Origin of the sequence: Agrococcus carbonis (genome assembly GCF_900104705.1) — a bacterium.
Taxonomy (GTDB): domain Bacteria; phylum Actinomycetota; class Actinomycetes; order Actinomycetales; family Microbacteriaceae; genus Agrococcus; species Agrococcus carbonis.
This window is the reverse complement of the sequence record NZ_LT629734.1, coordinates 1,812,391-1,839,012: the sequence shown is the minus strand read 5'-3', so window position 1 is coordinate 1,839,012 and position 26,622 is coordinate 1,812,391. Positions and strand designations below refer to the sequence as shown.

24 protein-coding genes and 1 tRNA gene are annotated in these 26,622 nt (G+C 74.1%); 7 read left to right on the top strand and 18 right to left on the bottom strand.

Features of this window, described 5'->3' with window-relative positions; translation table 11 throughout:
- Nucleotides 1-164: 164 nt before the first annotated feature.
- From BLT67_RS08875 to BLT67_RS08870, 3 genes are all read right to left on the bottom strand, one after another.
- Nucleotides 165-1,661, bottom strand: a complete 1,497-nt coding sequence (locus tag BLT67_RS08875) for an amidohydrolase (RefSeq protein WP_092666684.1) — start codon at nucleotides 1,659-1,661, stop codon at nucleotides 165-167.
- A gap of 124 nt (nucleotides 1,662-1,785) precedes the next feature.
- Nucleotides 1,786-1,944: a hypothetical protein gene (locus tag BLT67_RS13420; RefSeq protein WP_157674297.1), complete on the bottom strand. Its 159-nt coding sequence runs from the start codon at nucleotides 1,942-1,944 to the stop codon at nucleotides 1,786-1,788.
- A 75-nt stretch (nucleotides 1,945-2,019) separates the two neighbouring features.
- A complete protein-coding gene (locus tag BLT67_RS08870) occupies nucleotides 2,020-2,286 on the bottom strand; it encodes a hypothetical protein (protein ID WP_092666683.1) in 267 nt (88 codons plus the stop codon).
- A gap of 143 nt (nucleotides 2,287-2,429) precedes the next feature.
- On the opposite strand from BLT67_RS08870, the gene BLT67_RS08865 reads away from it, so the two are divergent.
- Nucleotides 2,430-3,404, top strand: coding sequence for a helix-turn-helix domain-containing protein (locus BLT67_RS08865; protein ID WP_092666682.1), 975 nt, complete (start codon nucleotides 2,430-2,432; stop codon nucleotides 3,402-3,404).
- Nucleotides 3,405-3,419: 15 nt separating this feature from the next.
- Here the strand turns inward: BLT67_RS08865 and BLT67_RS08860 are convergent, their stop codons facing one another.
- From BLT67_RS08860 to glgX, 4 genes are all read right to left on the bottom strand, one after another.
- A complete protein-coding gene (locus tag BLT67_RS08860; protein WP_157674296.1) occupies nucleotides 3,420-4,442 on the bottom strand; it encodes a hypothetical protein in 1,023 nt (340 codons plus the stop codon).
- A gap of 47 nt (nucleotides 4,443-4,489) precedes the next feature.
- Nucleotides 4,490-6,334: a malto-oligosyltrehalose trehalohydrolase gene (gene treZ / locus BLT67_RS08855; RefSeq protein ID WP_092666680.1), complete on the bottom strand. Its 1,845-nt coding sequence runs from the start codon at nucleotides 6,332-6,334 to the stop codon at nucleotides 4,490-4,492.
- 225 nt (nucleotides 6,335-6,559) lie between these two features.
- Nucleotides 6,560-8,902, bottom strand: coding sequence for a malto-oligosyltrehalose synthase (gene treY / locus BLT67_RS08850; RefSeq protein WP_092666679.1), 2,343 nt, complete (start codon nucleotides 8,900-8,902; stop codon nucleotides 6,560-6,562).
- A 14-nt stretch (nucleotides 8,903-8,916) separates the two neighbouring features.
- The gene (gene glgX, locus BLT67_RS08845) at nucleotides 8,917-11,268 is read right to left on the bottom strand and encodes a glycogen debranching protein GlgX (RefSeq protein ID WP_231945456.1); all 2,352 of its coding nucleotides are present in this window, start codon (nucleotides 11,266-11,268) and stop codon (nucleotides 8,917-8,919) included.
- Nucleotides 11,269-11,455: 187 nt separating this feature from the next.
- On the opposite strand from glgX, the gene BLT67_RS08840 reads away from it, so the two are divergent.
- Nucleotides 11,456-12,271 carry a methyltransferase domain-containing protein gene (locus tag BLT67_RS08840; protein ID WP_092666677.1) on the top strand — a complete coding sequence of 272 codons (816 nt, stop codon included), beginning with the start codon at nucleotides 11,456-11,458 and terminating at the stop codon, nucleotides 12,269-12,271.
- 4 nt (nucleotides 12,272-12,275) lie between these two features.
- Here the strand turns inward: BLT67_RS08840 and BLT67_RS08835 are convergent, their stop codons facing one another.
- The 3 genes from BLT67_RS08835 to BLT67_RS08825 all read right to left on the bottom strand — a co-directional run bounded on the left by BLT67_RS08835 (nucleotide 12,276) and on the right by BLT67_RS08825 (nucleotide 15,046).
- Complete coding sequence (locus tag BLT67_RS08835; RefSeq protein ID WP_092667602.1) at nucleotides 12,276-12,749, bottom strand: YbaK/EbsC family protein; 474 nt, start codon at nucleotides 12,747-12,749, stop codon at nucleotides 12,276-12,278.
- Nucleotides 12,750-12,845: 96 nt separating this feature from the next.
- Nucleotides 12,846-13,964 carry an ABC transporter permease gene (locus BLT67_RS08830; protein WP_172802003.1) on the bottom strand — a complete coding sequence of 373 codons (1,119 nt, stop codon included), beginning with the start codon at nucleotides 13,962-13,964 and terminating at the stop codon, nucleotides 12,846-12,848.
- Complete coding sequence (locus BLT67_RS08825) at nucleotides 13,961-15,046, bottom strand: ABC transporter ATP-binding protein (RefSeq protein WP_092666676.1); 1,086 nt, start codon at nucleotides 15,044-15,046, stop codon at nucleotides 13,961-13,963. The genes BLT67_RS08830 and BLT67_RS08825 overlap by 4 nt, the downstream gene beginning before the upstream one ends.
- A gap of 159 nt (nucleotides 15,047-15,205) precedes the next feature.
- Here BLT67_RS08825 and BLT67_RS08820 point away from each other — a divergent pair, with 159 nt between their 5' ends.
- The 3 genes from BLT67_RS08820 (at nucleotide 15,206) to BLT67_RS08810 (ending at nucleotide 17,927) form a co-directional block, all read left to right on the top strand.
- Nucleotides 15,206-16,117, top strand: a complete 912-nt coding sequence (locus BLT67_RS08820; RefSeq protein WP_231945455.1) for an EamA family transporter — start codon at nucleotides 15,206-15,208, stop codon at nucleotides 16,115-16,117.
- 211 nt (nucleotides 16,118-16,328) lie between these two features.
- Nucleotides 16,329-17,264 (top strand): GNAT family N-acetyltransferase, encoded by a 936-nt coding sequence (locus BLT67_RS08815; protein ID WP_092666675.1) that lies wholly within the window; start codon nucleotides 16,329-16,331, stop codon nucleotides 17,262-17,264.
- 162 nt (nucleotides 17,265-17,426) lie between these two features.
- Nucleotides 17,427-17,927 (top strand): hypothetical protein, encoded by a 501-nt coding sequence (locus tag BLT67_RS08810; RefSeq protein WP_092666674.1) that lies wholly within the window; start codon nucleotides 17,427-17,429, stop codon nucleotides 17,925-17,927.
- A 69-nt stretch (nucleotides 17,928-17,996) separates the two neighbouring features.
- On the opposite strand, the gene BLT67_RS08805 is transcribed toward BLT67_RS08810, so the two are convergent.
- From BLT67_RS08805 to BLT67_RS08780, 6 genes are all read right to left on the bottom strand, one after another.
- Nucleotides 17,997-18,770, bottom strand: coding sequence for an LmeA family phospholipid-binding protein (locus BLT67_RS08805; RefSeq protein WP_157674295.1), 774 nt, complete (start codon nucleotides 18,768-18,770; stop codon nucleotides 17,997-17,999).
- 139 nt (nucleotides 18,771-18,909) lie between these two features.
- Nucleotides 18,910-18,983 (bottom strand) — tRNA-Gly (locus tag BLT67_RS08800).
- A 285-nt stretch (nucleotides 18,984-19,268) separates the two neighbouring features.
- On the bottom strand, nucleotides 19,269-19,586 hold the full coding sequence (locus tag BLT67_RS08795) for a GNAT family N-acetyltransferase (protein ID WP_092666672.1): 318 nt from the start codon (nucleotides 19,584-19,586) through the stop codon (nucleotides 19,269-19,271).
- Nucleotides 19,587-19,624: 38 nt separating this feature from the next.
- Nucleotides 19,625-20,491: a TerC family protein gene (locus BLT67_RS08790; RefSeq protein ID WP_092666671.1), complete on the bottom strand. Its 867-nt coding sequence runs from the start codon at nucleotides 20,489-20,491 to the stop codon at nucleotides 19,625-19,627.
- Between the two features lie 44 nt (nucleotides 20,492-20,535).
- Nucleotides 20,536-21,585: a lipoate--protein ligase family protein gene (locus tag BLT67_RS08785; protein ID WP_092666670.1), complete on the bottom strand. Its 1,050-nt coding sequence runs from the start codon at nucleotides 21,583-21,585 to the stop codon at nucleotides 20,536-20,538.
- A 192-nt stretch (nucleotides 21,586-21,777) separates the two neighbouring features.
- The gene (locus tag BLT67_RS08780) at nucleotides 21,778-22,221 is read right to left on the bottom strand and encodes a DoxX family membrane protein (RefSeq protein WP_092666669.1); all 444 of its coding nucleotides are present in this window, start codon (nucleotides 22,219-22,221) and stop codon (nucleotides 21,778-21,780) included.
- Nucleotides 22,222-22,359: 138 nt separating this feature from the next.
- Here BLT67_RS08780 and BLT67_RS08775 point away from each other — a divergent pair, with 138 nt between their 5' ends.
- The gene (locus tag BLT67_RS08775) at nucleotides 22,360-23,055 is read left to right on the top strand and encodes a helix-turn-helix transcriptional regulator (RefSeq protein WP_092666668.1); all 696 of its coding nucleotides are present in this window, start codon (nucleotides 22,360-22,362) and stop codon (nucleotides 23,053-23,055) included.
- Nucleotides 23,056-23,098: 43 nt separating this feature from the next.
- Here BLT67_RS08775 and BLT67_RS08770 read toward each other — a convergent pair whose 3' ends face one another.
- Entirely contained in the window at nucleotides 23,099-23,980 is an 882-nt protein-coding gene (locus tag BLT67_RS08770) for an alpha/beta fold hydrolase (protein WP_092666667.1), read from the bottom strand.
- A 237-nt stretch (nucleotides 23,981-24,217) separates the two neighbouring features.
- Between BLT67_RS08770 and BLT67_RS13805 the strand changes: the two genes are divergently transcribed.
- Nucleotides 24,218-25,309: a sugar transferase gene (locus BLT67_RS13805; protein ID WP_092666666.1), complete on the top strand. Its 1,092-nt coding sequence runs from the start codon at nucleotides 24,218-24,220 to the stop codon at nucleotides 25,307-25,309.
- On the opposite strand, the gene BLT67_RS08760 is transcribed toward BLT67_RS13805, so the two are convergent.
- Nucleotides 25,296-26,537, bottom strand: a complete 1,242-nt coding sequence (locus BLT67_RS08760; RefSeq protein ID WP_092666665.1) for a type III PLP-dependent enzyme domain-containing protein — start codon at nucleotides 26,535-26,537, stop codon at nucleotides 25,296-25,298. The genes BLT67_RS13805 and BLT67_RS08760 overlap by 14 nt on opposite strands.
- Nucleotides 26,538-26,622 lie beyond the last annotated feature (85 nt).

Below are 26,622 nucleotides of genomic sequence, written 5' to 3'. Positions count from 1 at the left end.
GTCGGCCGAGCGGCGCGGAGGTTGGCCCGGAGCACAAGCGGGGGCGCACCGCCGCGCGCGGTGGTTGTGCGGGGGCCACAACGGGGTGAGGGATCCGCTGTCGGGGTCGACAGGTGGTCGTGCGCCGACGGAGGCGGTGCGGCGTGGCGCGCGGCGGCGGCGCGTCAGAGCGCGCCGTGCACGGGCTCCCCCTCGATGAGGGTCGCTCGGACGGCCGTCGCGCGGAGGCGCTCGGCCGAGCCCCCCGGGTCGTGCGCGATCTCGTCGGCGCTCGGCAGCGCATCCGCGAGCACCACGAGGTCGGCCGGCTGGCCGGCGGCGATGCGGGTGCGCGCCGAGGCGGCGATCGCCCGCTCGAGCGAGATCGCCTCGTCGGGCTGCCACGGGCGCTCGGCGTCGCGCGTGCGGGTGACGGCGGTCGCGATCGCGCGCCACGGATCGAGCGGCGTCACCGGCGCGTCGGACCCGAGCGCGATCGCGACGCCGGCGTCGACGAACGAGCGGATGCGGAAGGCGTCGGCCGCGCGGTCGCCCCAGAGCGCGGCGGTCAGCTCGCGGTCGTCGAGCGCGTGCTCGGGCTGGATCGACGCGACGAGGCCGAGCCTCGCCATGCGGGGGATGTCGGCCGCCGCGACGAGCTGCGCGTGCTCGATGCGGTCGCCGGCCACGTGGCGGCCCGCGGCCGCGGCGCGCTCGAGAGCGTCGATCGCGGCGGAGACCGCGGCGTCCCCGATCGCGTGGACCGCGGCGCCGAGGCCGAGCGCGGTGGCGTCGCCGAGCATCCGGTCGAGCGCATCGCCGTCGACGTTGCGCGTGCCGGTGCCCCCGCCCGTCGCGCCGTCGTACGGATGCGCCGTCCACGCCGTGCGGGTGCCGAGCGAGCCGTCGGTGATGACCTTGAAGGGCCCCACGCGCGCGCGGAGCGCTCCGCGGCCGCCGGGAGCGACGAGGGGCGCGCCGCCGGGCAAGCCGCGCGCGGCCGCGAGGTCGAGGTGCTGCGGGTAGATGCCGGCATCGACACGGGTGGGGGTGCCCCTGCCGGGCCGTGCCCAGGCGCCGACGGCGTCGTCGAACTCGAGGTCGACGACGCCCACGACGCCGAGCGAGGCGGCGTCGGCGAGGGCCTCGACGACGTGCCGGTCGAGCTCGTCGTCGTCGAGCAGCCCGTCGAGCGCCTGGAGCGCGTCGAAGGCTGCCTCCTCCCGCAGCAGCGACGCATCCGTGTCGATGCCGAGCCGCGCGAGCATCGCGCTGTTGGGCCACGAGCAGTGCACGTCGCTCGAGACGACGAGGGTCGGGATGGCGCCGGTCGCCTCGTCGAGCAGCGCGCGCGTGGGCGGCGCGGGCCAGAACCCGTCGCGCATGCCGACGAGCACGAGCGGCCCGGTGCCGCTGTGGCGGTGCGCGGCTGCCCCCGCGATCGCGGCGGCCTCCTCGGCGCTGCCGGCCTCGAGCACGCTCGGCCGCATGCGGTGCCGCGCCCACTGCCCCATGTGCGTGTGCTCGTCCCAGAGCCCAGGCACGACCGTCGCGCCCTCGAGGTCGTGGCGCTCGCCGACGACGGGCGTGGAGCCGGCGGGGCTCACGCGTTCGATGGAGCCGTCGAGCACGTCGATGTCGACCAGGGTGCCGTCGACGAGACGGCCGTTGGCGAGACGCATGCTCGCACGCTACCCGGCGATCTCTCGGGTGGCGCGCACGCCGGCGGGCGCGGTGGATGCATCGGGCGCGCTGGGATCCGGTGGGCGCCACCGGCGTCGGCGCCCCCGCGGGTGCCGGGCGGCGTCAGGTGCGGCGGGCGACGCGGCTGCGGTCGATGCGCACGCGCGGCGTCATCTGCCGCACGAGCATCACCGCGGTCGCGAAGCCGCCGAGCACCGCGATGCCCCCGAAGACCGTCAACCACGTGGGGTCGGCGGCCGCGCTGTCGAGCCAGGTGTGCATGCAGCAATGGTGCGCCCGCCGAGGCGGGCGCACCAGGGGTGGATTCGAGGACGGGTTCGCGCTGCAGCCGGATGCTCAGACGCCCCCGGCCCAGAGCTGCGCGACGCGCTCCCGCTGCGGGGCGCGCGTGCGGGCGTGCCGATCGGCGGCGACTCGGGCGTCGAGGCGGGCTGCCTCGGCGCGCGCCTCGCGGTCGGCCACCGCGTCGCGCAGCCGCGCGAGACGCTCGGCGTCGATGGGGGTGCGGGGCGCGCGTCCTCGCAGGGCGGTGACGACCGCAGAGGCCGCCGCGACGATGGCGATGATGCCGATGGCGATGAGCCAAGTGCTGTTGGTGTCCATGGCAGAAAGTGTGCTCTTGCCAATATCCAGCCACCAGCGGCAGAATGGTCAATAGTCGGTAAGATCCTGCCAGCACCACGAGGCGCAGATTCGAGGGCGACCACGACGTCGCCGGGTTGGCCGAGGTCCACGAGGAGGCTCCCATGCTCACCATCGCCTGCATCGTCGATGACGACGCGACCGCGTTCGAGCTCGGCGTCGCCGCCGAGGTCTTCGGCACCGACCGCTCCGATCGCGGCGTGCCGCGCAACGACTTCCGCGTCGTGACGGCGACCCCCGGGCCCGTGCGGCTCGCCGGCGGCCTCGGGCTGCCGATCATGGTCGAGGAGGGCCTCGAGTTCGCGGATCGCGCCGACGTCGTGATCGTCCTCCCCTACGACGACTGCAGCGACGACGCGGAGTGCAGCCTGCCGGTCGCCCGGGTGCTGCAGCGCGCGGTGGTGCGCGGAGCGCGCGTGCTGACGCTGTGCACCGGCGCGTTCGTCGCCGCTCGCGCCGGCGTGCTCGACGGGCGTCGGGTCGCGACGCACTGGCGGCACACCGACGCGCTCGCCGAGCAGTTCCCCGAGCTGGTCGTCGACCGCGACGCCCTCTGGGTCGACGACGGCCCCATCACGACGAGCGCCGGCACCGCCGCCGCGATCGACGCGGCCCTGCACATCGTGCGCGAGCTGCAGGGCGCGCAGGTCGCCGCGACGATCGCGCGCTCGATGGTCGTGCCGCCGCTGCGCGACGGCGGCCAGTCGCAGTTCGCGGTCGGCCCCGTGGCCGAGCAGCGCGCCGAGACGCTCGCGCCGCTCATCGACTGGATGGTCGAGCACCTCGACCAGGAGCACTCCGTCGCGGCACTCGCCCGCCGCGCGAACCTGTCCGAGCGCACGTTCGCCCGCCGGTTCCGCGAGGAGCTCGGCGCGACGCCCGCGGCGTGGCTCACCTCGCAGCGCGTGCAGCGCGCGCAGGCGCTCCTCGAGGCGACCGACCTGGGGCTGGATGCGGTGGCGCAGCAGGCCGGGTTCGGCACGGCGGCCCTGCTGCGGCACCACTTCTCGCGGCAGCTCGGCGTCTCTCCGTCGGCGTACCGACGTCGGTTCGCGTGCCCCGAGCCCAGCATGGCCTGACTCCGGACGCGCGCCTCAGCCGAGCGCGCTCCACCCCTCGGGCATGTAGCCCTCCGCCTCGAGCACGAAGCGGCCGATCGCGGTCGGCGGGCGCTTCTGCACCTTCGCGGTCGACGAGCGCAGCTCCTTGAACGGCTTCGCGTAGACCGTCACCTCGCGCGCATCCTGGTGGGCGACGCCGGGTCGCGGCATCGCGATCGTCAGCACGCGCCCCGCCGCCCACTCGGGCTCGACGGGCATGACCGGCTGCAGCTCGATCGTGCGCCCCTCGGGCAGCAGGAACCCGCCGAACGCCACCGGGGCGCCGCCGTCCACGGGGGTGAGCCACCGCATCCACTGCCCCGGGTCGAAGTCGGGCAGCGGCGACGCCGCGACCGACTCGATCGCGCGCCGCGAGCCGACGTGCCAGCGCTCGTACGGGCGGTCCTCGTCGCCGTCGAAGGCGTAGAGCTGCAGGTCGAGCAGGGCATCGGGGCCGGCGAGCAACTGCTCCTCGATCACGAGCGTGTCGGCGCGCGTCGCCCCGTAGACGAACGGGTGCAGCGACTTGCCGTAGCGCGTCGCCGCCTCGACGACGGCGCCCCCGGTCTCGTCGTCGAGCTCGACCTCGACGCGGAAGGCCGCGCCCGCCTCGTCGAGCGCCCACAGCCCGAACGGGTTCACCGGCTGCGCGCCCTCGCGCTCGAGCGGCGCCTGCTCCTCGGGCAGGAGGTCGATGGAGGATGCGAGGAAGAGGTCGCGCTCGTCGGCCTCCCACTCGTCGTCGAGCGTCGTGTCGGCGCGCACCGCTGCCGAGCGCGACTCGGGCTCGAGCTCGGCCTCGATGAGCCATCCCCCGCGGTCGTCGAGGTCGACCACCTGCTTGATCGCCGTGCTGTAGACCCCGGCGGGCAGCTCGCCCGCGCCCTCGGGCACGAGCACGTAGGTGCGTGCGAGGCGCGCGGGCGCGTTCGAGAGGCCGATCTCGACGATCGGGCCGCGCCGGGTCTCGAGGAAGCCGTGGAGGGGGAAGTCGAGCTCGCCGACGGTCTGCGTCACGGTGACCACGGTAGCCGCGTCCCCGCCGAGCCCGCGCGGCCTCTCGATCAGGTCAGCAGCGCGCCCGACCCCGGCGGCAGCGACAGCTCGCCCGAGAACGCGACGTCCGGATGCGTCCGGAACCGGATGCGCTGGTGCGTCACCGGGAAGGACTGCGGCCGGTCGCCGAAGTTGATGACGATCTCGGCGCTCGCCTGCCGCGCCTCGGTCTCGTGCCGCGGCCGGCCGACGATCGCGCCCGCCCCATCGGCGCCGCCCTCGCCCGCGCCCGCGCGCTCGCCGTCGCCACCCGCCGCCGCCTCCGGCACGCCGCGCAGCAGCCGCAGCACCCCGGCCTCCTCGAACGCCTCGACGCGGTTGCGCGTCCAGCGGGGGTCGGTGAGCGCGGGCAGCTCGCGGCGCAGCGTCGCGAGCTGCCGGTAGCCGTCGAGCACCCGCGCGTGCCGGTCGCGCCGCAGCTCGCTCCAGTCGAGCTTCGAGCGCTCGAAGGTCGCCGGGTCCTGCGGGTCGGGCACGACCGACTCGTCCCACCCCATCCGCGCGAACTCCGCGAGCCGCCCCTCGGCCGTCAGACGGCCGAGCTCGGGCTCGGGGTGCGAGGTGAAGAACTGGAACGGCGTCGACGCCGCCCACTCCTCGCCCATGAAGAGCATCGGCGTCGAGGGGCCCGCGTAGAGCAGCAGCGCCGCGCACAGCAGCTGCGACTCGGTGAGCGCCTCGGTGATGCGGTCGCCGCGGGCGCGGTTGCCGATCTGGTCGTGGTTCTGCGCGCTCACGACGAGCCGCCACGACGGCGAGCGCTCGACGTCGATCGGATGCCCGTGCTCACGATCCCGGAAGGTCGAGAAGGTGCCGTCGTGGAAGAAGCCGCGCTCGAGGGTCTTCGCGAGCGCGCCGAGCGGCGCGAAGTCCTCGTAGTAGCCGTGCGTCTCGCCCGTGAGGGCCACGTGCAGGCCGTGGTGGAAGTCATCCGACCACTGCGCATCCAGCCCCCAGCCGCCGCCCTCGCGCGGCGTGATGAGCTTCGGGTCGTTCATGTCGCTCTCGGCGATGAGCTCGAGCGGGCGGCCGAGGTGGGCCGCGAGCGCCGCGGTCTCGATCGCCATCTCCTCGAGGATGTGCGGCCGGCCCGCCTCGACGCTCGCATCGTCGACGAGCGCGTGCACGGCGTCGAGCCGCAGCGCGTCGACGTGCATGGTCTCGAACCAGTAGCGCACGTTGTCGAGGATGATGCGGCGCACCTCGGGCTCGGCGAGGTTGATGAGGTCGCCCCACGTCGAGCGGCCCTCGGTGAGGTACGGGCCGTAGAGCGGCAGGTAGTTGCCGGAGGCGCCCAGGTGGTTGTAGACGACGTCCTGCACGACCGCGAGACCCGCCTCGTGCGCCGCATCGACGAAGCGCTGGTAGGCCGACGGGCCGCCGTAGCCCTCGTGCACCGCGAACCACGCCACGCCGTCGTAGCCCCAGTTGTGGGTGCCGTTGAAGCCGTTGACCGGCAGCAGCTCGACGTGGGTGACGCCGAGCTCGAGCAAGTGGTCGAGCCGCTCGGCCGCGGCGTCGAGCGTGCCCTCCTGCGTGAACGTGCCGATGTGCAGCTCGTACAGCACGCCGCCCGCGATCGGTCGGCCCGTCCAGTCGCCGTCCTGCCAGTCGTGGGCGGATGCGTCCCATACGCGGGAGCGCTCGTGGACGCCGCGCGGCTGGCGCAGCGAGCGCGGGTCGGGCCGCACCGCGTCGTCGTCGCCGATCTGGAAGCCGTAGTCGCCGGCGGGAGCGGTCGCGTGCCACCAGCCGCCCTCGCCCGCGGTCATCTCGACGGATGCGTCGTGGGCGACCACGCGCATGCGCTCGGCGTGCGGGGCCCAGACGGAGTACTCGTGCTGGTGGGTCATCGTGCCTCCTGTGGCTGGGGTCTGGTCTCGATACGGCGCCTGCGGCGCCTACTCGACCACCGTGGCCTGGGCGTCGCCTGCGGCGCCTACTCGACCACCGTGGGCTGGGCGTCGCCTGGGGCGCGTGCTCCACCACCGTGGGCTGGGCATCGCCTGCGGCGCCTACTCGACCACCGTCGCCTGGGGCGCGTGCTCCACCACCGTGGGCTGGGCGTCGCCTGCGGGTCAGTCGCGCGTGAGGAGCGCCACCGGCGCCGTGCCGAGCAGCAGGTCGAGGCGCGTCTCGCCGCCGCGCAGCGCACGGCCGGTCAGCAGCTCGACCCAGTGCCCCTCGGGCAGCTCGATCGTCGTGTCGCCCCAGCCGCCTCGCGCGGCGAGCGCGATCGGCAGCCGCGTCGCGATCGCGATCGCGCCGCCTCGGTCGAACGCGATGGCGTGCTCGGCCGCCTCCCCCTGCGGTTCGAGCGCCCGGTAGCCCTCGAACCGCTCGGGGTGCGCGCGCCGCAGGCGCAGCGCCTCGCGCACGAGCCGCACCTTGGCGACCTCGAGCGACCACCCGCCCGACAGGGGCTCGCGCGCCCGCTCGCGCAGCGCATCCATCTGCCCCCAATCGACCGGGCGGCGGTTGTCGGGGTCGACGAGCGACTGCTCGAGGGCCTCGGCGCCCTGGTAGACGTCGGGGAAGCCGGGGATCGTGAGGTTGAGCAGCTTGGCCGAGAGCACGTTGGCGCGGAAGCCCTCCTCGGTCTCGGCGAGGAACGCCTCGACGTCGCGGCGCGCGGGATCGGCGAGCACGTGCCGCACGAGCTCGGCGAGCTGCGACTCGAACGTCGCGTTCGGGTCGGTCCAGTGGGTGTGGGCGTCGGCCTCGCGCGCGGCCTTGCGCATGTAGTCGACGAGCCGCTGCTCGTCGGCGGGCCACGCGCCGACGACCGCCTGCAGCAGCAGGTTGACGAAGGCCCGGCCCTGCGCGGGCGCGAAGACGAGCAGGCGGTCGAGCAGCGCCTCCCAGCGGCCCGGCAGCTCGGCGATCGTCGTGATGCGCGCCCGCACGTCCTCGCCGCGCTTCGTGTCGTGGGTCGAGAGCGCGTTCATCGCGTGCGGCCACTCGGCCTGCCGGCGCCGCATGAGCGCGTGGAACTCGGCAGGATCGACGGCGAAGACCTCGGGGTCGCCGCCGACCTCGTTGAGGCTCGTGAGGCGCGAGTAGCGGTAGAACGCGGTGTCCTCGACGCCCTTGGCCATGACCATGCCGCTCGTCTGCTGGAACCGCAGCGCCGCATCCTGCCGGGGATCCGCGAGCACCGGCAGCAGCCGCTCGATCGTCGCCGCGAGGTCGGGCCGAGCCTCGGCCGCGCGCGCGGCAGCGGTGCGCAGGTGCTCGATCCCCTCGGGCAGGTACGAGCGGTAGACGGGGAAGCACGCGAGCAGCTCGGCGATCGCGTCGGCGGTGTCGGTCGGCGCCGCCGTGCCGCCGTGCGCCTCGTCGAACGCGCGCGACGCCCGCACCTCGCGCTCGAGCCGCAGCACCTCGGCGCGCAGGATCGTATCGGCGATGCGGCGCTTCGTGCGGTGGGTCATCTCGGCCCAGTCGACCCGCTCGCCGCCGCGCAGGCGCTGGTCGATCGCGTCGAGGGCGGCCTCGGCGGATGCGTCGGTCAGCACGCGGTCGATGAGGCCGAGCGTGTCGTAGCCGGTCGTGCCGGCGGTCGCCCAGCGCGGCAGCTGCTCGCCCGGCTCGAGGATCTTCTCGACGAGCACGAACGCGCCGCCGGTGAGCCGGTCGAGGTCGTCGAGGTAGCCCGCGGGGTCGCGCAGCCCGTCGGGGTGGTCGACCCGCAGGCCCTGCACGAGCCGCTCGTCGAACCAGCGCTCGATCTCGACGTGCGTCGCCTCGAAGACCTCGGGCAGCTCGACCCGCACCGCCGCGAGCGACGTGACGGCGAAGAAGCGCCGGTAGTTGAGCCGGTCGTCGGCCTGCCGCCAGTGCACGAGCCGGTAGTGCTGGCGCTCGAGCACCTGCTGGGCGAGGCCGTCGCCCGTGCCGGGCGCGACCGGCAGCCGCGTGTCCCAGTAGCGCAGCGCCCGCGCCTCGCCGTCGGGTCCGCGCTCGACGCTCAGGTGCGCGACCGTGCCGTCCTCCGACCAGTCGTCGTCGCCGACGATCGGCAGCAGCAGCGTGCCGCCGCCCGCCTCCCAGTCGATGTCGAACGCGTCGGCGAGCGGGCTCTCCTGCCCGCCCTCGAGCACCTGCCACCACCAGCTGTTGTGCTCGGGGGTCGCGACGCCCATGTGGTTGGGCACGATGTCGACGAGCACGCCCATGCCGAGCCGCTGCGCCTCGGCCGCGAGCGCATCCAGCCCCTCGCGCCCGCCGCGCACCGGATCGACGCGCGCGTGCGAGACGACGTCGTAGCCGTGGTCGCTGCCCGGCTCGGCCTGGAGGATGGGCGAGAGGTAGACCCAGTCGACGCCGAGGTCGGCGAGCGCCTCGAGCCGCTCGGCCGCGTCGAAGAGGGTGAACGCCTCGGTGATCTGCAGTCGGTACGTGCTCTGCGGCGTGCGCACGGGATCTCCTCCGGTCAGGCTCTCGGCTCGGTGTCGGGTTCGGTGTCGGGCTCGGTGTCGCCGCCGGGCACGACGCCGTCGGCGCCGGGCTCGACGGGCGCGTCGGGCGCGGGGGTCGGGGCGGATGCGTGGAGCGGGCGCTCACCGGTCGGGTGCGGCTCGCGCGTGGCCACGCGGCCGTCGGTCGCGCTCGCCGCCGCGATCGACGCGGCGACCGAGTGGTCCTGGTCGACCGGCGGCACGTGCTCGCGCAGCAGCGCGAACGAGCGCGGTGCGAGCCGGCCGACGTCGCCCGCCTGGATCGGGCCCACCGCCTCCTCCTCCGCGCCCGTGTCGATGAGCACATCCCACGCCTCGGCGTACTCGGCCGGCGGGATGGTGATCTCGCGCTCCTCCTCGGAGGCGTTGCAGTAGATCAGGAAGTGGTTGTCCACGATGCGCTCGCCGCGCACGCCGCGGCCGGGGATGCCGTTGCCGTTGAGGTACATGCCGAGGGTCTTCTCGGCCTCCATCGCCTGCCAGTCGTCGGCCTCCATCGGCGTCGCGTCGGGGCGCAGCCACACGATGTCGTTGAGCCGCTCGCCGTCGCCGGTGCGCACGGTGTTGCCGGTGAAGAAGCGCTTGCGGCGGAAGGCGGGGTGCTCGCGCCGCAGCCGCGCGACGGCGGCGGTGAACTCGATGAGCGGCTGGTCGACGCTCGACCAGTCGATCCAGCTGAGCTCGGAGTCCTGCGCGTACGTGTTGTTGTTGCCCTGCTGGGTGCGGCCGAGCTCGTCGCCGTGCAGCAGCATCGGCACGCCCTGGCTCAGCAGCAGCGTCGCGAGGAAGTTGCGCTGCTGGCGCGCGCGGACCGCGAGGATCGCGGGATCGTCGGTGGGCCCCTCCACGCCGTAGTTGTAGGAGCGGTTGTGGCTCTCGCCGTCCTGCCCGCCCTCGCCGTTGGCGTCGTTGTGCTTCTCGTTGTAGCTCACGAGGTCGCGGAGCGTGAAGCCGTCGTGCGCGGTGACGAAGTTGATGGAGGCGACGGGCCGGCGCCCCGAGTGCTCGTAGAGGTCGGCCGAGCCCGAGAGGCGGGTCGCGAACTCGCCGAGCGCCGTGGGCTCGCCCCGCCAGAAGTCGCGCACCTGGTCGCGGTACTTGCCGTTCCACTCGGCCCACACGGGCGGGAAGTTGCCGACCTGGTAGCCGCCCGGGCCGATGTCCCACGGCTCGGCGATGAGCTTCACCTGGCTGATGACCGGATCCTGCTGCACGAGCTCGAAGAAGGTGGAGAGCTTGTCGACGTCGTAGAACTCGCGCGCGAGCGTCGCCGCGAGGTCGAAGCGGAAGCCGTCGACGCGCATCTCGGTCACCCAGTAGCGCAGGCTGTCCATGATCATCTGCAGCGGGTGCGGGCGCGAGACGTTGAGGCTGTTGCCCGTGCCCGTGTAGTCCATGTAGTGCTGCTCGTCGCCCTCGACGAGGCGGTAGTACGCCTGGTTGTCGATGCCGCGCCAGCTGAGCGTCGGACCCAGGTGGTTGCCCTCGGCGGTGTGGTTGTAGACCACGTCGAGGATCACCTCGATGCCGGCCTCGTGCAGCGACTTCACCATCGCCTTGAACTCCTGCACCTGCTGGCCGCGCTCGCCGGCGCTCGCGTACTCGGCGTGCGGCGCGAAGAAGCTCAGCGTGTTGTAGCCCCAGTAGTTGCGCAGCCCCTTCTCGACGAGCACCGCGTCGTGCACGAACTGGTGCACGGGCATGAGCTCGATCGCGGTCACGCCGATCTTCTGCAGGTGGGCGATGACGGCCGGATGCGCGATGCCGGCGTAGGTGCCCCGGAGCGCCTCGGGCACCTCGGGGTGCGTCTGCGTGAGCCCCTTGACGTGCGCCTCGTAGATGATCGTCTCGTCGAGCGGCGTGCGGGGGTGGCGGTCGCCCGTCCAGTCGAAGAACGGGTTGATCACGACGCCCTTGACCATGTGCGGCGCGGAGTCGTCCTGGTTGAGGCTCAGCGGGTCGCCGAAGTCGTAGCTGTGCAGCGGCTGGCCCCACTCGATCGTGCCGCTCGTGGCCTTCGCGTAGGGGTCGAGCAGCAGCTTCGCGGGGTTGTGCCGCAGGCCCTGCGCGGGGTCGTACGGCCCGTGCACGCGGTAGCCGTAGCGCTGGCCCGGCTGCACCGTCGGGAGGTACGCGTGCCACACGAACGCGTCGACCTCGGTGAGCTCGACGCGCGTCTCGACGTCGTCGTCGTCGAAGAGGCACAGCTCGACCCGCTCTGCCGACTCGGAGTAGATCGCGAAGTTCGTGCCGGTGCCGTCGAACGTGGCGCCCAGCGGGTAGGCCTCGCCGGGCCAGACGGGGAGATCGGCTGTCGTGTCAGTCACTCTGCCGAGTGTAGGTCGCTCCATCCGGCGGGGCCTGAGTGCCGCCGAACGGCGTTCGGCAGCCTGCGTGCCGCCGGACGACGAGGGCGGATCCGACAGCCGGCCGCCCGGCGACTCGTCGGCCGCGCGCACCTTGCCGCGGCCCGCACGCGGAGATATCTTGACGTCAAGATACTTTGGAGGCACCGTGACGAGCTCGACCCCCGAGGCCGGACCCCGGCGCCACACCTGGGACCCGCAGCAGTACCTCGCCTACGCCGACGAGCGCGGGAGGCCGTTCGTCGAGCTCGTGGCCCGCGTCGGCGCCGAAGCCCCCGGGCGCGTCGCCGACCTCGGCTGCGGCCCCGGCAACCTCACCCAGCTGCTCACCGACCGGTGGCCCCGTGCGCGCGTGACGGGGGTCGACGCATCCGCCGCGATGATCGAGCGGGCGCGCGCGGATCACCCGCTGCTCGAGCACCCGCGCCTCGACTGGCAGCTCGCCGACGCGCGCGACTGGCGGCCCGAGGCGCCGCTCGACGTGCTGGTGACGAACGCGACGCTGCAGTGGATCCCCGGCCACCTTGAGCTGCTGCCGCGGCTGGTCGGCATGCTCGCGCCGGGCGGCTGGCTCGCGATGCAGGTGCCCGGCAACTTCGGCGAGCCGAGCCACACGCTGCGCGACGAGGTCGCTGCGCTGCCCGAGTTCGCCGAGCACACGCGCGCGGCGCACCGCCCGCAGGCGCACGACGCCGCCGACTACCTGCGCGCGCTCACGGCGCTCGGCCTCGAGGTCGACGCGTGGGAGACGACCTACCTGCACGTGCTGCACGGGCCGGATGCGGTGTTCGAGTGGGTGCGCGCGACCGGCGCGCGGCCCGTGCTCGAGGCGCTGCCGGTGGAGCTGCGGCCCGCGTTCGAGTCGGCCTTCAAGGCCCGGCTGCGGGAGGCCTATCCGGCGGATGCCGAGGGGCGCGTGCTGCTGCCGTTCCGGCGCGTGTTCGCGGTGGGCCGGCGCGACTGAGCCGTCAGTCGCCGACGACGCGCTCCTCGCCGCCGGTGATGCGCAGCAGCTCGTCGTAGTCGAGCATGAAGACCGTCTCGGGGGTGCCGGCCGCGGCCGAGAGCCGCGGGTAGTCGCGCAGCGCGACGTCGACGATCGTGCGGATGGGCGCGGGGTGACCGAGCGGCGCGACGCCGCCGATCACCTGACCGGTCGCGGCGCGCACCTGCTGCGGGTCGGCGCGCTCGATCGGGCCCTCGCCGAGCTGCTCGGCGAGCGCGGCGGTGTCGACGCGATGGCGACCCGACGTCATGACGAGCAGCGGCGCATCCGCCATCCAGAACACGAGCGAGTTGGCGATCGCGCCCACTTCGATGCCGAGCGCGGCGGCCGCGGCCTTCGCCGTGTGGACTCCCTCGGGGAAGTGGATGATCTCGCGGTCGATGCCCATGTCGCGCAGCTGCTGCTGGATGGAGGCGGCCTTCGTCGGGAGCGTCATGGCCTCATGATGCCGGACCGCGGCGATCTCGACGGCCATGCGGCGCGGATGTGCACGTCACGTGCACATCCGTCGCGCATGGCCGTTGAGTGGATCTCAGGCGATGCGGCTGCCCGGCGCGAGCGTGCGGGCCGGGGCGCGCACCGCGACGATCGCGCCCCAAGTCGCGAGCGCCGCGAGCCCCACGTGGATCGCCATGCCGACGAACCAGCTCGGCGCCGTGCGGTCGAAGACGCCCTCGGCCGGATCCTCCCATGCGCCGCGCGCGTCGTAGTCGGCGCACGACTCGATGTGCGGCGGCTCCTGCGCCATGCGGACCATGAGGGCGATCTGCCCGAAGAGGTCGTCGGGGTAGCCGCCCGAGTCGAAGTGCGGCGGGGTCGCGTCGGCGAGGATGACGTAGGGGTTCGCCGCGAGCATCCACCACACGCGATCGGTGCGCGGCACGACCGTCTCGTAGGTGCGGCCCGTGTCGATGCACGTCGCGTTGCCGGTCGTCTCGTCGTACTCCCACGTCAGCTCCGGCCGCTGCTCCTCGGATTGGAGCGCGATCGTCGCGACCCCGAAGCCGATGAGCGTGCCGACGGCGAAGGTCGCGACGACGAGGTAGCTCACGACCGTCGAGAGCACGGGCTTGCGGATGACGCCCGAGAGGCCGACGCCGATCGCCGAGACCACGCCGATCTCCAGCACGACGATCGGGATCGAGACGAGCACCGCCTCGGGCCGCAGGCCCCCGAGCGCCGCGGCGGCGAGCATGAACGGCACGCAGACGGCGAGGAAGCCGAGCGACGCGATCCAGGAGCCGACGACCTTGCCGAGCACGAGCTGCGTCGCCGACACCTGGGTGACCTGCGTCGAGGCGAGCGTGCCCGCTTCGCGGTCGCCGTTGATCGCGTTGCCCGAGAGCGCGGGCGTCACGAGCGAGGTGACGAGCATGACGAGGAAGATCGTGGTCGCGAAGATCGCCCCGCCGATGTCGCGCTGGTAGCCCTGCAGCGAGAGCCACAGCACGACGATGACGCCGCCGACGACGAGCGCGACGACGCCGAGCAGCACGTACCAGGCGACCGAGCGCACGCGCTGGCGCAGCTCGAGGCCCACGACGACCCACAGCATCCGGAGCCACGCGCCGAGGCCCGCGCGCGCATCCGGCGCCGGACGCGCCTCGGGCGGCGCCGCGGGGGGCGGGGTCTGCGCCTGCGTCTGCGTCATCGTGCACCTCCGGTGCCGGGGCCGCCTGCGAGCCCGAGGTAGGTGCGCTCGATGTCGCCGACGGCGGGCGCGAAGTGGGTGATGGCGACGCCGGCGCGCACGAGGTGCGCGAGCACGGCCGCGGCCGCCTCGTCGCTCTCGAGGCCGACGTGGGCGAGCTCGCCCTCGATCCGCACCCGGTCGAACGGCACGCCGATGTGGGCGAGCTGGTACGAGAGCGCCGCGGCGTCGAGCGCGCGGATGCGCCACTCGCGCACGGCCTGCCGGGCGAGCACGAGCCGCTCGCCGCCGACGACCTCGCCGCGGTCGACGAACACGGCGTCCTCGGCGAGTTCGTCGAGCTCGGAGAGGTCGTGGCTCGAGATGAGCACGGTGCCGCCGCTCGCCGCGAAGCCGCGCAGCAGCTGGCGCAGCTCGAGGCGCGAGGTGGGATCGAGGCCCGCCGCCGGCTCGTCGAGCAGCAGCACGCTCGGGCGGTGCACGAGCGCGCGGGCGAGGCCGAGCCGCTGCTGCTGGCCGCGGGAGAGCACGCGGCTCGGGCGGTCCGCGAGCTCGTCGAGGCGCGCCTGCGCGATGAGCTCGTCGGCGCGGGCGCGGGCGGCGTCCCGCGGCATGCCGTGCAGCCGCCCGACGGTCGTGAGGATCACGCGGGGGCTGAGCGAACGCCACGTGCCGAGCACATCCGGCATCCATCCCATCGCGCGGCGCACCGCCGCCGGGTCGCGCACGGGATCGGCGCCCGCGATGCGGATCTCGCCCGCGTCGGGCGCGAGGAGCGATGCGAGCATGAGCAGGAGCGTCGTCTTGCCCGCGCCGTTCGGCCCGATGAGGCCGGTGACGCGGCCGGGCTTCGCGTGGAAGGTCATGTGCCGCACCGCCTGCACCGCGCCGAAGCTGCGGCCGACGCCGTCGACGACGATGCCGCCCGCGTCGAGCGACGGGCGCGGCTCGCCGTGCGCGAGCGGGTCGACGAAGACGGGGGCGGATGCCGCGAGCGGCTCGGGCGCGCCGGCGACGGCGAGGTGCGGGGCCGCGGACGGCTCTGGAGTGCTCGCCGCGGGCGGCGGGGGCGCGGATGCCATGCGCTGATCCTCGCCCGCCGCGGGGCCGGGCGGGGCGCGCCGCGCGCAAGATCATCCGCGCGGATGAGGCGGGTGCTGCGGGGGGGGGGGGGGGGGGGGGGGGGGGGCGATGCGGGCGGCTCGGCAGGCGGACGACGGCCGCGCACCTAGGCTGGGGCGGTGCCCCGCATCCGCCGCCTCTCCCCCGGTGGCGCGGTCGCGGGCCTGCTGCTCGTGCTGTGCTCGATCGCGTCGGTGCAGCTCGGCGCCTCGATCGCCAAGACCGTCTTCGACCGCATCGACCCCGCCGCGCTCACGCTGCTGCGGCTCACGTTCGCAGCGGTCGTGCTGCTCGCGATCGCGCGGCCGCGCATCCGCTCGTGGGACGGGGCGGCGTGGCGCTCGATCGTGGCGCTCGGCATCGCGCTCGCGGGCATGAACCTGCTGTTCTACCTCGCGCTGCCCCGGATCCCGATCGCCGTCGCCGTGACGCTCGAGCTCGTCGGGCCCCTCGTGCTCGCGCTCGTGCAATCGCGGCGGCTCGTCGACGTCGCGTGGGTCGGGCTCGCGGCGATCGGCGTCGGAGTGCTCGGCGCGCAGTCGATCGGCGGCGACCTCGACCCGCTCGGGGTCGTGCTCGCCCTCGCGGCGGGCGGCTGCTGGGCGGCGTACATCCTCGCCTCGGCCGCCGTGGGGCGGAACGTGCCCGGCGTCGGCGGGCTCGCGGGCGCGCTCGTGATCGCGACGGTCGCGGTGCTGCCGTTCGGGCTGCTCGGCGCGATCGACGCGGTGGCCGCCGACGCGAGCGTGCTGCTGCCGGCGTTCGCGATCGCGATGCTCTCGAGCGCGATCGCGTACGGCCTCGAGCTGCTCGCGCTGCGGCGCGTGCCGACGCGCGTGTTCGGCATCCTCATGGCGCTCGAGCCCGCGGCGGCGGCGATCTTCGGGTTCCTCGTGGTGGGCGAGCTGCTGAGCGGCTGGGACCTGCTCGCGCTCGCGCTCGTCGTCGCGGCCTCGGCGGGCGTCGCGGTGACGGCGGCGCGGGCGCGGCCGATGCCCCCGGAGACGGGGCAGGTGCCGCTCATCCCGTAGGCGGCTCGCCGCGGGCTGTGGCTGGCGGCCGGGATCCGGCGCCCGCACGCCCGGCCCCTGCGCTACGCTCGCCGCATCCCGGTGCGGCCGGGCGATCGAGAGGGGGCACCGATGCCTGTGCACATCGCCGCCCTCGACGTCGCCGCCGCGCGCGCCGAGATCGGCTGACCGCTCGCGGCCGCACCGTCGCGGCCGCCGACTGGAGGACGCCATGGAGCTCCGCTCCCCCGCCTCGACCGACGAGGCGATCCGCTGGCTGCGCGCCGGCACCCCCACGATCGACACCCCCGCCAACCGAGCCCGGCTCGCGAGCGGGGCGCTCGAGCGCGGCTTCGCGCTCGGCCACCGCAGGCCCGAGCTCGTCTGGGCGGCGACCGCCGGCCCCCGCGTGCTCGGGCTCGTCGCTGCGCGCGAGGTGGGCGACGCTCGTCTCATCGACGTGCTGTGCCTGCCCGACGACGCCGACGCATCCGCCGCCCTGCTGCGCCGAGCGACCGAGTGGGCGCTGCCGAGCGACGACGCCGAGGTGTCGTTCGGCGGGCCGGCCCACGAGCCGCTGCGCGCGCCGGGCGTGCGGCGCGTGCTCGAACCGCTCGAGGCGCTCGGGTGGCGGCTGCGCGCCGCGCGTCGGCACTACGAGCTGCCCGCGTCGGCCGTGCGGGCTGCCGCGCCGCAGCCGGGCCTACGGCTCGAGCGCGCGGCACCGGGCGACGAGCACCGGCTCACGATGCTGCTCGAGACCGTGCTCGACGGCTCGCTCGACGCTCGCGACCGGCGCGCGGTCGACGAGCACGGGCTCGAGGGAGCCGCCCGCGGCCTCGCCCACGAGCTGCTCGCGGCGGACCCCATCGAGTGCATCCGCTTCGCCGTCGACGACGGGGCGGATGGGCGGCGCGACGTCGGCGTGGCGTCGTGGCTCGTGATGCCGAGCGGCCACGGCTACCTGCTGCGGGTGGGGGTCGCGCGGGCGGCGCGCGGGCGGGGCCTCGGGCGCGCGCTCGTGGCCGCGGCGACCGCCGACCTGCGCGCCGGTGGCGCCCACACGCTCATCGCCGACACCGACGACGAGAACGCGCCGATGCAGCGCGCGTTCGCGGCCGCGGGCTGGGCGCCGACGGAGTCGCGCATCGAGCTCGTGCTCGCGTAGCGCTCGCGCCGCGCCGCGTCGGCGCCGCCCAGCAGAGTGTCGGGAGACTGCGCTTCGCGGCGGGCTCCGGTGCAATCTCCTGGCACGCTGGCCATGCACGCGGCGGACCGGGTCGCCGAGCCGGGCCGGGCGGGCCGCCGGGCGCGCTGGGAGGATGGAGGCGTGGACGGGCGCGACGAGGATGCGCGGCGGTGGGCGCCGCCGGGACATCCGGCCGCGCCTGCGGATCGCGGCGAGTCGCCGGCCGACGAGCCGCAGCACTCGGCGGCCGCGCCCTGGACGCGCGGACGCGCGCCGGCCGCGCGGCCCCGCGACGCATCCGTGCCGTCGGAGCTCACGCCGCCGGTGCCGCCGTGGGAGGCGCCGCCGGAGGTCGACCCCGGCGCGCCGCGCGAGCGCTCGATGCTGCCCACGGCGATCGGCGTCGCGCTGCTCGCGGTGCTCGCGTGCGTGCCGCACTGGGTCGCGCCGACGGTGTCGCTCATGGTGTCGCTCGTCGGCGTGCCGATCGCGTGGGGGTTCCGCCGCATCTCCCACGGGCGGCGGCGCGTGCAGTACATCGTCGTCGTGCTGACGCTCCTGCTCGTCGCGGCGCTCTCAGTGGTCGCGCCGATGACGTGGCTCGAGCTCGGCGTGCTCCAGCCGCTGACGGTGCCCGAGTGAGCGTGCCCGGCTGACCAGGCCCGCACGACCGTGCCCGCCTGAGCCGGCTGCAGGGTCGCGGAGCCGACGTCAGCAGGCTCCGGGCTCCTGCAGCGCGGGGTCCGAGAGGATGCGGCCGTCGACGTCGAAGCCCGCGACGACCTGCTCGTCGACGACCTCGACCGATGTGAGCGTGAGCGCCGACGGCAGGTGCTCGGCGATGCACACGCTGCGATCCTGCAGCAGCGGGTCGAGCAGGCCGCCGAGCCGGCCGCGCAGCTCGTCGGCGGTGACCGACGCCTCGCCGATCGTGCCCTCGACGGGCGTGAGCACGATGTCGCCGTCGGCCGCGGACGGCTCGAGCGCGACGCCCACGGGGATCGCCGCGCCGAGCAGCTCGACCTCGCCCGAGGCAGCGACGTTCGGCGCGTCGAGCTCGACCGACTCGGCCGGGAAGCCCTCGATCGTCGCGAGGAGCGTCCGGAGCTGCTCGGTCGTCATCCGCACCTCGCCGGTCGCGCCGTCGGCGGGCGCGTCGCCCCGGATGGGCACGCCTTGCGCCTCGACGTGCATGTCGCCGCCGACCGGCCCGACGACGACATCCTGCGATGCGACGGTCACGTGGTCGAGCGCGCCCGCGACGAGCTGCGGCAGGAGGATGCCGTCGACCGCGACATCGATCGGATGGTCGGCGGGCAGGTCGAGCTGCTCGGCGACGCCCGAGCGGATGGTGCCAGGCACGACCTGCCGCGCGACGAGCTCGGCGACCACGACGAGCGCAGCGACGGCGACGAGCACGAACACCACGACGATCGCGCCGCGGCCGCGGCGGCGCCGACGGGCAGGCACGGGGACGGCGGTCACGAGTGCGCCCGATCGAACGGACGGCGTGCAGGTGCGGGTGCGGCAGTCATCCCGGCGATCGTAGGGGCGCGATCTCGACGCCAGCCGAGAGGAGAGAGCGGACCCGGGACCGCTCGGCTGCCGGAGCAGCGGGGGACGATGGAGCGGATGACGGGAATCGAACCCGCGCTATCAGCTTGGGAAGCTGAAGTTCTACCATTGAACTACATCCGCGTGGCCGCGTGCGCGGCTCCCACCATGGTACGCCACGATGCCTGGTGGTCTCGAGCGGTGCAGCGGCGGGGTCTCGAGACGGCCCTGCGGGCCTCCTCGACCGGCGAGGGAACGAGCGGCGCGACAGCCGGGTCTCGAGACGGCCCTGCGGGCCTCCTCGACCGACGAGGGAACGAGCAGTGCGGCGGCTTGGTCTCGTGACGGCCCTGCGGGCCTCCTCGACCGACGAGGGAACGAGCCCTGCGGCACCCTCGACCGGCGAGGGAACGAGCGGGCGAGCGGGCGTCAGCCCTCGTACGCGTGCGCGACGAGCGCCTGGTGCTCGGGGTGCTTCTGCAGCCACGACTGCACGAACGTGCACTGGGGCACGATCCTGTGCCCCGCATCCGTCGCCTGCCGCATCGCGAACTTCGCGAGCTCGCTGCCGACGCCGTGCCCGCCGAACGCGTCACCGACGACCGTGTGCTGCAGCACGCGGTTGCCGTCGGCGTCGTCGACGTACGACAGCACGCCCGCGAGGTGGTCGCCGATGTGCGCCTCGTAGCGCCCGCGGTCGGTGTCGTCACCGACGACCACGTGGGTGGAGGGATCGCGCTCGGTCATGGCCCCATCCAAGCCGGTCGGGCGGATGCGGACAAGGCTCAGGCGCCCTGTCGCGGCTCCGCCGGCCCGCCCGCGCCCGGCGCGGCTCCCTCGTCGACGGCCGACGGCTGCCCCGTCGCGGCGCCGGCGAGCGCGGACTCGGGGGTCATGGTGTCGTGGAGCCGCACCGGCTCGGCGTGCGCGCCCGCGCGCTTGCGCTTCCGCGCCGACGCCCAGAGGTTGAGCGACTCGACGAGCACCGCGAACACCATCGGGCCGTAGATGAAGGCCTTGTCGATGTGGAAGCCGAAGCCCTCGGCGACGAGGAAGACGCCGATGAGCAGCAGGAACGACAGCGCGAGCATCTTGACCGTCGGGTGGCGGTTGACGAAGTCGAAGATGTAGCGCGCGGCGAACAGCAGGATGCCGAAGGAGATGACGACGGCGGCGATGATCACGATCATGTTGCTCGTCATGCCGACGGCCGTGATGACCGAGTCGAGCGAGAAGACGAGGTCCATGAGCAGGATCTGCACGAGCACGGCGCCGAAGGTCGCCTTGACCGCGCTCGAGGCGTGCTCCTCCTCGCCCTCGAGCTTGAGGTGGATCTCGTGCACGGCCTTGTAGAGCAGGAAGCCGCCGCCCGCGATCAGGATGAGCTCGCGCCCCGAGAAGCCCATGCCGAAGATCGAGAAGAGCTCGTCGTTCAGCGTGATGATCCAGCCGGCGAGCAGCACGAGGCCGACGCGCATGACCATCGCGAGCGTGAGGCCGAGCGTGCGCGCCTTCGCCTGCTGGCTCTCGGGCAGCTTCGACGCGAGGATCGAGATGAAGATGACGTTGTCGACGCCGAGCACGATCTCGAGCACGAAGAGCGTGAGGAAGATCGCGATGAGGTCGGGCGTGAATTCGAGCGAGAAGTCCATGAGAGGACTGAGCCTAGGTCGCGAAGGTTGCGCGGAGCCGAGAATCACGGCACGCGGTGCAGCCACTCCCGCGTGCCGAACTTGGTGCGGATGCGCTCGGCCGCGGTCTCGAGCTCGGCCTCGGTGAGCGCGCCGTCGGTGCCGCCGTAGAGCTTGCGGAACGTCGCCTTCAGCGCCTCCTGCACCTCGGCCTTCGGCATGCCCGTCTGCGACTTGAGCGGGTCGACCCGCTTCTTGGCGCTCGTCGTGCCCTTGTCGCTCAGCTTCTCCTTGCCGATGCGCAGCACCTCGGTCATCTTGTCGGCGTCGATGTCGTACGACATCGTCGCGTGGTGCAGCACCGCGCCGGCCGCGAGCCGCTTCTGCGCGGCGCCGCCGATCTTGCCCTTCGCGCTCGTGATGTCGTTGAGCGGCGCGTAGAACGCGTCGATGCCGAGGGCCTTGAGCGCTTCGATGACCCACGCATCCAGGAACGCGTACGAGTCCTGGAAGCTCATGCCCTGCACGAGGTCGCCCGGGACGTAGAGCGAGTAGGTGATGGCGTTGTCCGGCTCCGAGAACATCGCGCCGCCGCCGGTGATGCGGCGGATGACAGGGATGCCGTGGCGCTCGGCGGCCTCGGGCTCGACCTCGTTCTTGTAGCTCTGGAAGGAGCCGAGGTAGACGGCGGGGCCTGCGAGGTTCCAGAAGCGCAGCGTGGGGCCGCGGCGTCCGGCGCCGACCTCCTCGGTGAGCACCTCGTCGAGCGCGACGTGCAGCAGCGGCAGGCGCGGCTCGTCGTCGATGATCGTCCACGCGTAGTCGGCGAACGAGGTCGCGTGCTGCAGCGCGCGGCGGATCGCGACGCCGACCGACTCGGGCGTGAAGCCGAGCAGCACCGCGTCGGCGGGCAGCCCCGCCTTGATCGCCTCGCCGATCTCGGCGGCGGATGCGGTGACGGGCAGGCCGTTCACGGCCGCGTCGATCGCCCCGAGCGCCTCGTCGGGCTCGAGGAAGAAGTCGCCCGCGAGGCGGAAGCCGGCGATGCGGCCGTCCTGCTCGTCGAGGTCGACGACCACGAGCTTGCCGCCGGGGACCTTGTACTCGCCGTGCATAGGGCCCAGCCTACGGCGGTGGCGCCCGCCGCTCGCGAGAGGGGGAGCGCGCTGCCGGCTCGGGGTGCCCTCCCCTTCCGCGGACCCCTTCCACCGACGCGGACCTGGTGCACCGGGTCGAAATGGGTGGAGCAGGTCCGCGTCGGTGGAGCAGGCCCGGCTGCGGCGGCGTCCGGTCCGCCGCGCGACCCGTCAGGCGCGGCGAGCGCGGCCGTCGTGCTCGCGGGCGAGCAGCGCGAGGGCGAGCGCCCCGGCGAGCAGGCCCACGTCGCGGAGGGCGACGTCGAAGTAGCCCGGCAGCGTCAGCAGGTTGACGATGATGCCGAGCAGCCACGCCGCCACGACGAGCCCGCCCCAGCGGGGTGCGATCGCGACGAGCAGGCCGGCGGCGATCTCGACGACACCGACGCCCCACATGGCGAACTGCGCATCGCCGGGCACGATGCCGTCGATCCAGGGCGCGAGGTACTGCGTCCAGTCGGTCAGCAGGTTGAAGAACTTGTCGACGCCGAACACGATCGGCGCGACCGTGAACGCCGAGCGCAGCAGCATGAACGCCCACGCGGATGCGCTGCGGCGCGAGGCGGCCGCGGCGACGGTCGTGGTGGTGGTGCGCGAGGAGGCTGTCGTGGCCATGGCACCGCTCCCTTCTGGAGGGATCCGCGAGCGGTGCGATCCGCCGTCGGACCGTTTCTAACTGATAGTGCCTTGCACGATAGACCCGGCGTACTCTAACGTCAAGATCCATCACCGAAATGGGGAGCGAGGCGGCGCATGACGAGCGACGAGGACGTGACCGCGGTCGGGGCGATCGCCGACGACGCCCGCCGGCGGCTCTACCGCTACGTCATCGCACAGCCGCGGCCCGTGGGCCGCGAGGAGGCGGCCGAGGCCGTCGGGATGCCGGTGCACCGCGCGCGCTTCCACCTCGAGAAGCTCGAGGACGCCGGGCTGCTCGAGACCGACTACGCGCGCCCGGCCGGCCGCTCCGGCCCCGGTGCCGGGCGCCCCGCGAAGCGCTACCGCCGCGCCGAGCGCGAGGTCGCGGTGTCGCTGCCGCCGCGCCAGTACGACCTCGCGGGCGCCGTGCTCGCCGAGGCGATCGACACCGCCGCCGAGACCGGCGAGGCGGTGACGGATGCGGTGGCCCGCGTCGCCGAGGCGCGCGGGCGCGCGCTCGTGGCCGGGGGCGCCGAGGCACGAGGCGGGGCGGACGCCGCGCTCACCGACGCGGCCGCCCTGCTCGCCCAGCACGGCTACGAGCCGCGGCGCACCGACCGCGGGATCGAGCTCGCGAACTGCCCCTTCCACGAGCTGTCCCGCACCCACACGCGGCTCGTGTGCGGCATGAACGAGGCGCTGCTGACGGGTGTCGCCGAGGAGCTCGCGCCCGGGTGCCTGCGGGCGCGGCTCGACCCGGCGCCCGGCCGGTGCTGCGTCGTCATCGAGCCCGACGCATCCGCCGGCTGAGCCGCCCGGCGGCTGTCGGCCGACGCCCGGGCGCCGGGGACGATCAGGCGTCGCGCGCCGGTGCGAGGCGCGCGTCGAGCCACGCGACGAGGTCGTCGAGCACCTTCGCGCGGTTGATCTCGTTGAGGATCTCGTGGCGCGCACCGGGGTAGACGGTGACGGTGACGTCGGTGAGGCCCGCGCGTCGGCGGTAGGCGTCGCCGAGCCGCTCGAGCGAGCGCGTGCCGCCGAGCGAGTCGTCGGAGCCCCCGGCGATCAGCAGCGGGAGATCGGTGCGGATGCCTCGAGCCGGAACGCCGTAGAGGCGCGCCCCCTCGATCGGTCCGAAGAGCGCGAGCACCCGCGCCGGGAAGGTGAGGGGATCCCGCACGAACGCCTCGACGATGGCGGGGTCGCGCGAGAGCCACTCGTAGCCCGTCTCGCCCAGGTGCGCGTGGCGCGCGTTGAGGTCGCCGGCGTTCATCCAGCCGGGCATCCGGTAGGCGGTGCCGGTGAGCACCGCGGCGTCGACGAGCTCGGCGCGGCGGTTGAGCAGGATCTGCGTCGAGAGCGATCCCCACGAGTGCCCGAGGATCGCGACCGGCAGTCCCGGGTGCTCGGCGCGGATGCGCTCGAGCGCGAGCACGAGGTCGGTCACGACCGCGCGCATGCCGCCGCGGCCGAGCCGACCGAGTCGCGACACGTCGCCGCTGTGCTGCTCGATGCCGGTCGCCCCGTGCCCCCGCTGGTCGATCGCCCAGACGGCGTAGCCCGCGGCGACGAGCCGCTGCGCGATGTGCTCGTAGCGCAGCGCGTGCTCGCCGAGGCCGTGGGCGATGAGCACCGCGCCCTTCGGCTTGCCGGGCTTCCACCGGTAGAGGTGCACCGTGACGCCCTGGGGGTCGACGAAGGTCGACTCCTCGCGGATGGCGGTGAACTGGGGCACAGGCGGATTGTACGTCGGCGCCTCGGCGCGCCCCGCATCGCCGAGCGGCGCGCGCTGCGGCGCCCGGCGGCCTCGCGCGGCAGGGGCCGGTGCCACGCATCCGACCGCGGCCGCGCGCGGCGCTATATTGGGCGTCCCCGATGGAGGGACGAGCGTGGAGCTGGCGCACCGAGACCGTGCAGGCCGCGCTCGCGTGCGCGTGTGCGCATCCCCCCGGCCGCACCGCCGGGAGGCGTGATGGGCGATCCGACGGTCCCCGCCGAGCGCAGGCGCTACGACGCCGTCAAGCGCTCGCTCGATGTGCTCGCGGCGGGCACGGGGCTGGTGCTCGCCTCGCCGGTCATGGCCGCGACCGCGGTGGTGGTCGCGGCCACGCTCGGTCGGCCGGTGCTCTTCCGGCAGCAGCGCCCGGGCCGAGGCGGCCGCCCGTTCGAGATCGTGAAGTTCCGCACGATGCGGGAGCCCGACGCGACGGTCGGCGACGACAACTCCGAGGCGCGCATGACCCGAGCCGGGAGCCGCATCCGCTCGCTCAGCGTCGACGAGCTGCCCAACCTCTGGAACGTGCTGAAGGGCGACATGAGCATCGTCGGCCCGAGGCCGCTCAAGACCGCGTACTTGACCCGCTACTCGCCGCGGCAGCTGCGGCGCCACGAGGTGCGCCCGGGCCTGACCGGGCTCGCGCAGGTGAGCGGGCGCAACGCCCTGTCGTGGGACGACCGGCTCGAGCTCGACGTCTGGTACGTCGAGCACCGGAGCCTCCGGCTCGACCTCACGGTGCTCGTGCGCACGATCGGCAAGGTGCTGCGCCGCGAGGGCGTCGCCGAGGAGGGCCACGCCACGGTGCGGGAGTTCTTCGGCCCGACGCCGACCGATCTGCGGCTGATCGAGCTCGCCGCGGTCGGGCTGCCGGCGAGGCCGGACGGCTCCGCCGCTCCACCGGGCGGCGCGCCGGGCGCGTCGTGGGCGCTCGCGGACGCCGCGACCCTCGAGGTCGTGGCGGGATCGCGACAGGGCGATCCGGGCCGGATGGATTGGGTCGCCGTCGACCGCTCAGGGCGGCCGATGACGTGGTGCGGATTCACCGAGCTCACGCCGACGACGGCCCGGATCTACATCGTCGCGTGCGCCGAGCCGGCCGATCGAGGCCTCATCCGGCCGACCCTCCAGCTCCTCATCGCCCGCGCCCACGACCTCGGCCTCAAGCAGCTGCGGCTGGAGGTGGACGCGCAGGACGCCGAGTCGAGGCGGACGTTCGCCGACCTGAGCTTCCGCGAGACCGGCGCCCGCGACAGCACCACGATCCCGATGGCCCTCACGCTCGTGTGATGACGGCCGGATCGGCGGCGACCCCGGCCTCCTCGTACCGGATGCTGCCCTGCAGGTACTCCTCCGCTCCCCACGGCGTGCGGACGAGGGTCAGCCGGCCGCGCTCGTCCCGCACGTACACCGCCGGGAGGTACTGGATGAAGAGCGGCTGGAAGCACATCGTGTACGCCCCGACCTTCCCGTAGACGACGCGGTCCCCCTCCGCGAGCGCCGGCGCGTGGCTGAGGCGCATGATGCGGTCGTGCTCCATGCACGTGAAGCCGCTGATGATCTGGTGCTCGGCGGTGTCCGCAGAGGCGGTCGAGAGCGTGTACTCGTACGGCAGCGCACGGCTGTACCGCGGGTCGATGTTCGAGCGGCTGCCGTCGGTGACGACGATCGTGCTGGCACCCACCGGCTTCACGTCGATCACGCTGCTGTGGAACTCGACCGGCACCGCGATGAGGCACGCGCCGGGCTCGACGATCAGCCGGGTGCGCTCCGCGTCGACGGCATCGCCGAGCGCCTCGCGGATGACCTCCATGTAGCGGTCGAACGTGGGGGCGCCGTCGTCCTCGCTCCCCAGGAAGCCGCCGCCGATGTCGACGAAGTCGAGGTCGAGGCCCCTCATCGAGACGAGCTCGCTCGCGACCGTCGCCGCCGCCTCGAACACGGCGACGCTCCGCGTCGGGGAGCTGACGTGGAGGTGGAGTCCCGCCACTCGCACACCGGCGTCGCGCAGGGCCGCGAGCGCGTCGTCGAGCTCACCGCGGTCGACGCTGAAGCCGAAGCGTCCCCCCTCGTCGGGTGTGGCGCTCTCGCCCGGGCATCGCGCCTCCAGATCCCAGTTGACGCGGAGCCCGACCGCGAGCTCCCGATCGGGGCGCTCCCTGGCGAGCTCCGACGCCCACCGCACCTCGCGATGGGAGTCGAGGTTGACGACAGAGCCCTCGACGAGCGCCGCGCGGAGGCGCTCCCGCCCCTTCACCGGCCCGTTGAAGACGATCCGATCGGGTGTGTACCCGAGCGCGAGCGCGAGTTCGTACTCCGTGTCCGACACGACCTCCGCCCACGCGCCTCGCTCGCGCATGTAGCCGACGAGCCACGGCAGCGAGTTCGTCTTGAACGAGTACGCGACGATCGAGTTCGGCCAGTGCGTCGCGAGCGCCGCCTCGAAGCGGTCGCAGAATCGCCCGAGCGTCGGCTGATCGACGACGAACGACGGCGTGGCGGGCAGCTCGGGGCTCACGGGACCGCCTCCTCGCGCTCGGGGACAGAGGTGCGCCAACGATAGACCACCGGCGCCGCCGGGGACCGCGCCGGCCCGCCGGGCT

What these genes read in the sequence shown, in the direction of transcription:
- BLT67_RS13805 (WP_092666666.1), top strand. Translation starts at nt 24,218, where the DNA reads ATGGGCGATCCGACGGTCCCCGCCGAGCGCAGGCGCTACGACGCCGTC.
- BLT67_RS08790 (WP_092666671.1), bottom strand. Translation starts at nt 20,491, where the DNA reads ATGGACTTCTCGCTCGAATTCACGCCCGACCTCATCGCGATCTTCCTC.
- BLT67_RS08830 (WP_172802003.1), bottom strand. Translation starts at nt 13,964, where the DNA reads ATGACGCAGACGCAGGCGCAGACCCCGCCCCCCGCGGCGCCGCCCGAG.
- BLT67_RS08875 (WP_092666684.1), bottom strand. Translation starts at nt 1,661, where the DNA reads ATGCGTCTCGCCAACGGCCGTCTCGTCGACGGCACCCTGGTCGACATC.
- BLT67_RS08865 (WP_092666682.1), top strand. Translation starts at nt 2,430, where the DNA reads ATGCTCACCATCGCCTGCATCGTCGATGACGACGCGACCGCGTTCGAG.
- BLT67_RS08815 (WP_092666675.1), top strand. Translation starts at nt 16,329, where the DNA reads ATGGAGCTCCGCTCCCCCGCCTCGACCGACGAGGCGATCCGCTGGCTG.
- BLT67_RS13420 (WP_157674297.1), bottom strand. Translation starts at nt 1,944, where the DNA reads ATGCACACCTGGCTCGACAGCGCGGCCGCCGACCCCACGTGGTTGACG.
- BLT67_RS08825 (WP_092666676.1), bottom strand. Translation starts at nt 15,046, where the DNA reads ATGGCATCCGCGCCCCCGCCGCCCGCGGCGAGCACTCCAGAGCCGTCC.
- BLT67_RS08870 (WP_092666683.1), bottom strand. Translation starts at nt 2,286, where the DNA reads ATGGACACCAACAGCACTTGGCTCATCGCCATCGGCATCATCGCCATC.
- BLT67_RS08795 (WP_092666672.1), bottom strand. Translation starts at nt 19,586, where the DNA reads ATGACCGAGCGCGATCCCTCCACCCACGTGGTCGTCGGTGACGACACC.
- BLT67_RS08835 (WP_092667602.1), bottom strand. Translation starts at nt 12,749, where the DNA reads ATGACGCTCCCGACGAAGGCCGCCTCCATCCAGCAGCAGCTGCGCGAC.
- BLT67_RS08780 (WP_092666669.1), bottom strand. Translation starts at nt 22,221, where the DNA reads ATGGCCACGACAGCCTCCTCGCGCACCACCACCACGACCGTCGCCGCG.
- BLT67_RS08785 (WP_092666670.1), bottom strand. Translation starts at nt 21,585, where the DNA reads ATGCACGGCGAGTACAAGGTCCCCGGCGGCAAGCTCGTGGTCGTCGAC.
- treZ (WP_092666680.1), bottom strand. Translation starts at nt 6,334, where the DNA reads ATGACCCACCAGCACGAGTACTCCGTCTGGGCCCCGCACGCCGAGCGC.
- BLT67_RS08775 (WP_092666668.1), top strand. Translation starts at nt 22,360, where the DNA reads ATGACGAGCGACGAGGACGTGACCGCGGTCGGGGCGATCGCCGACGAC.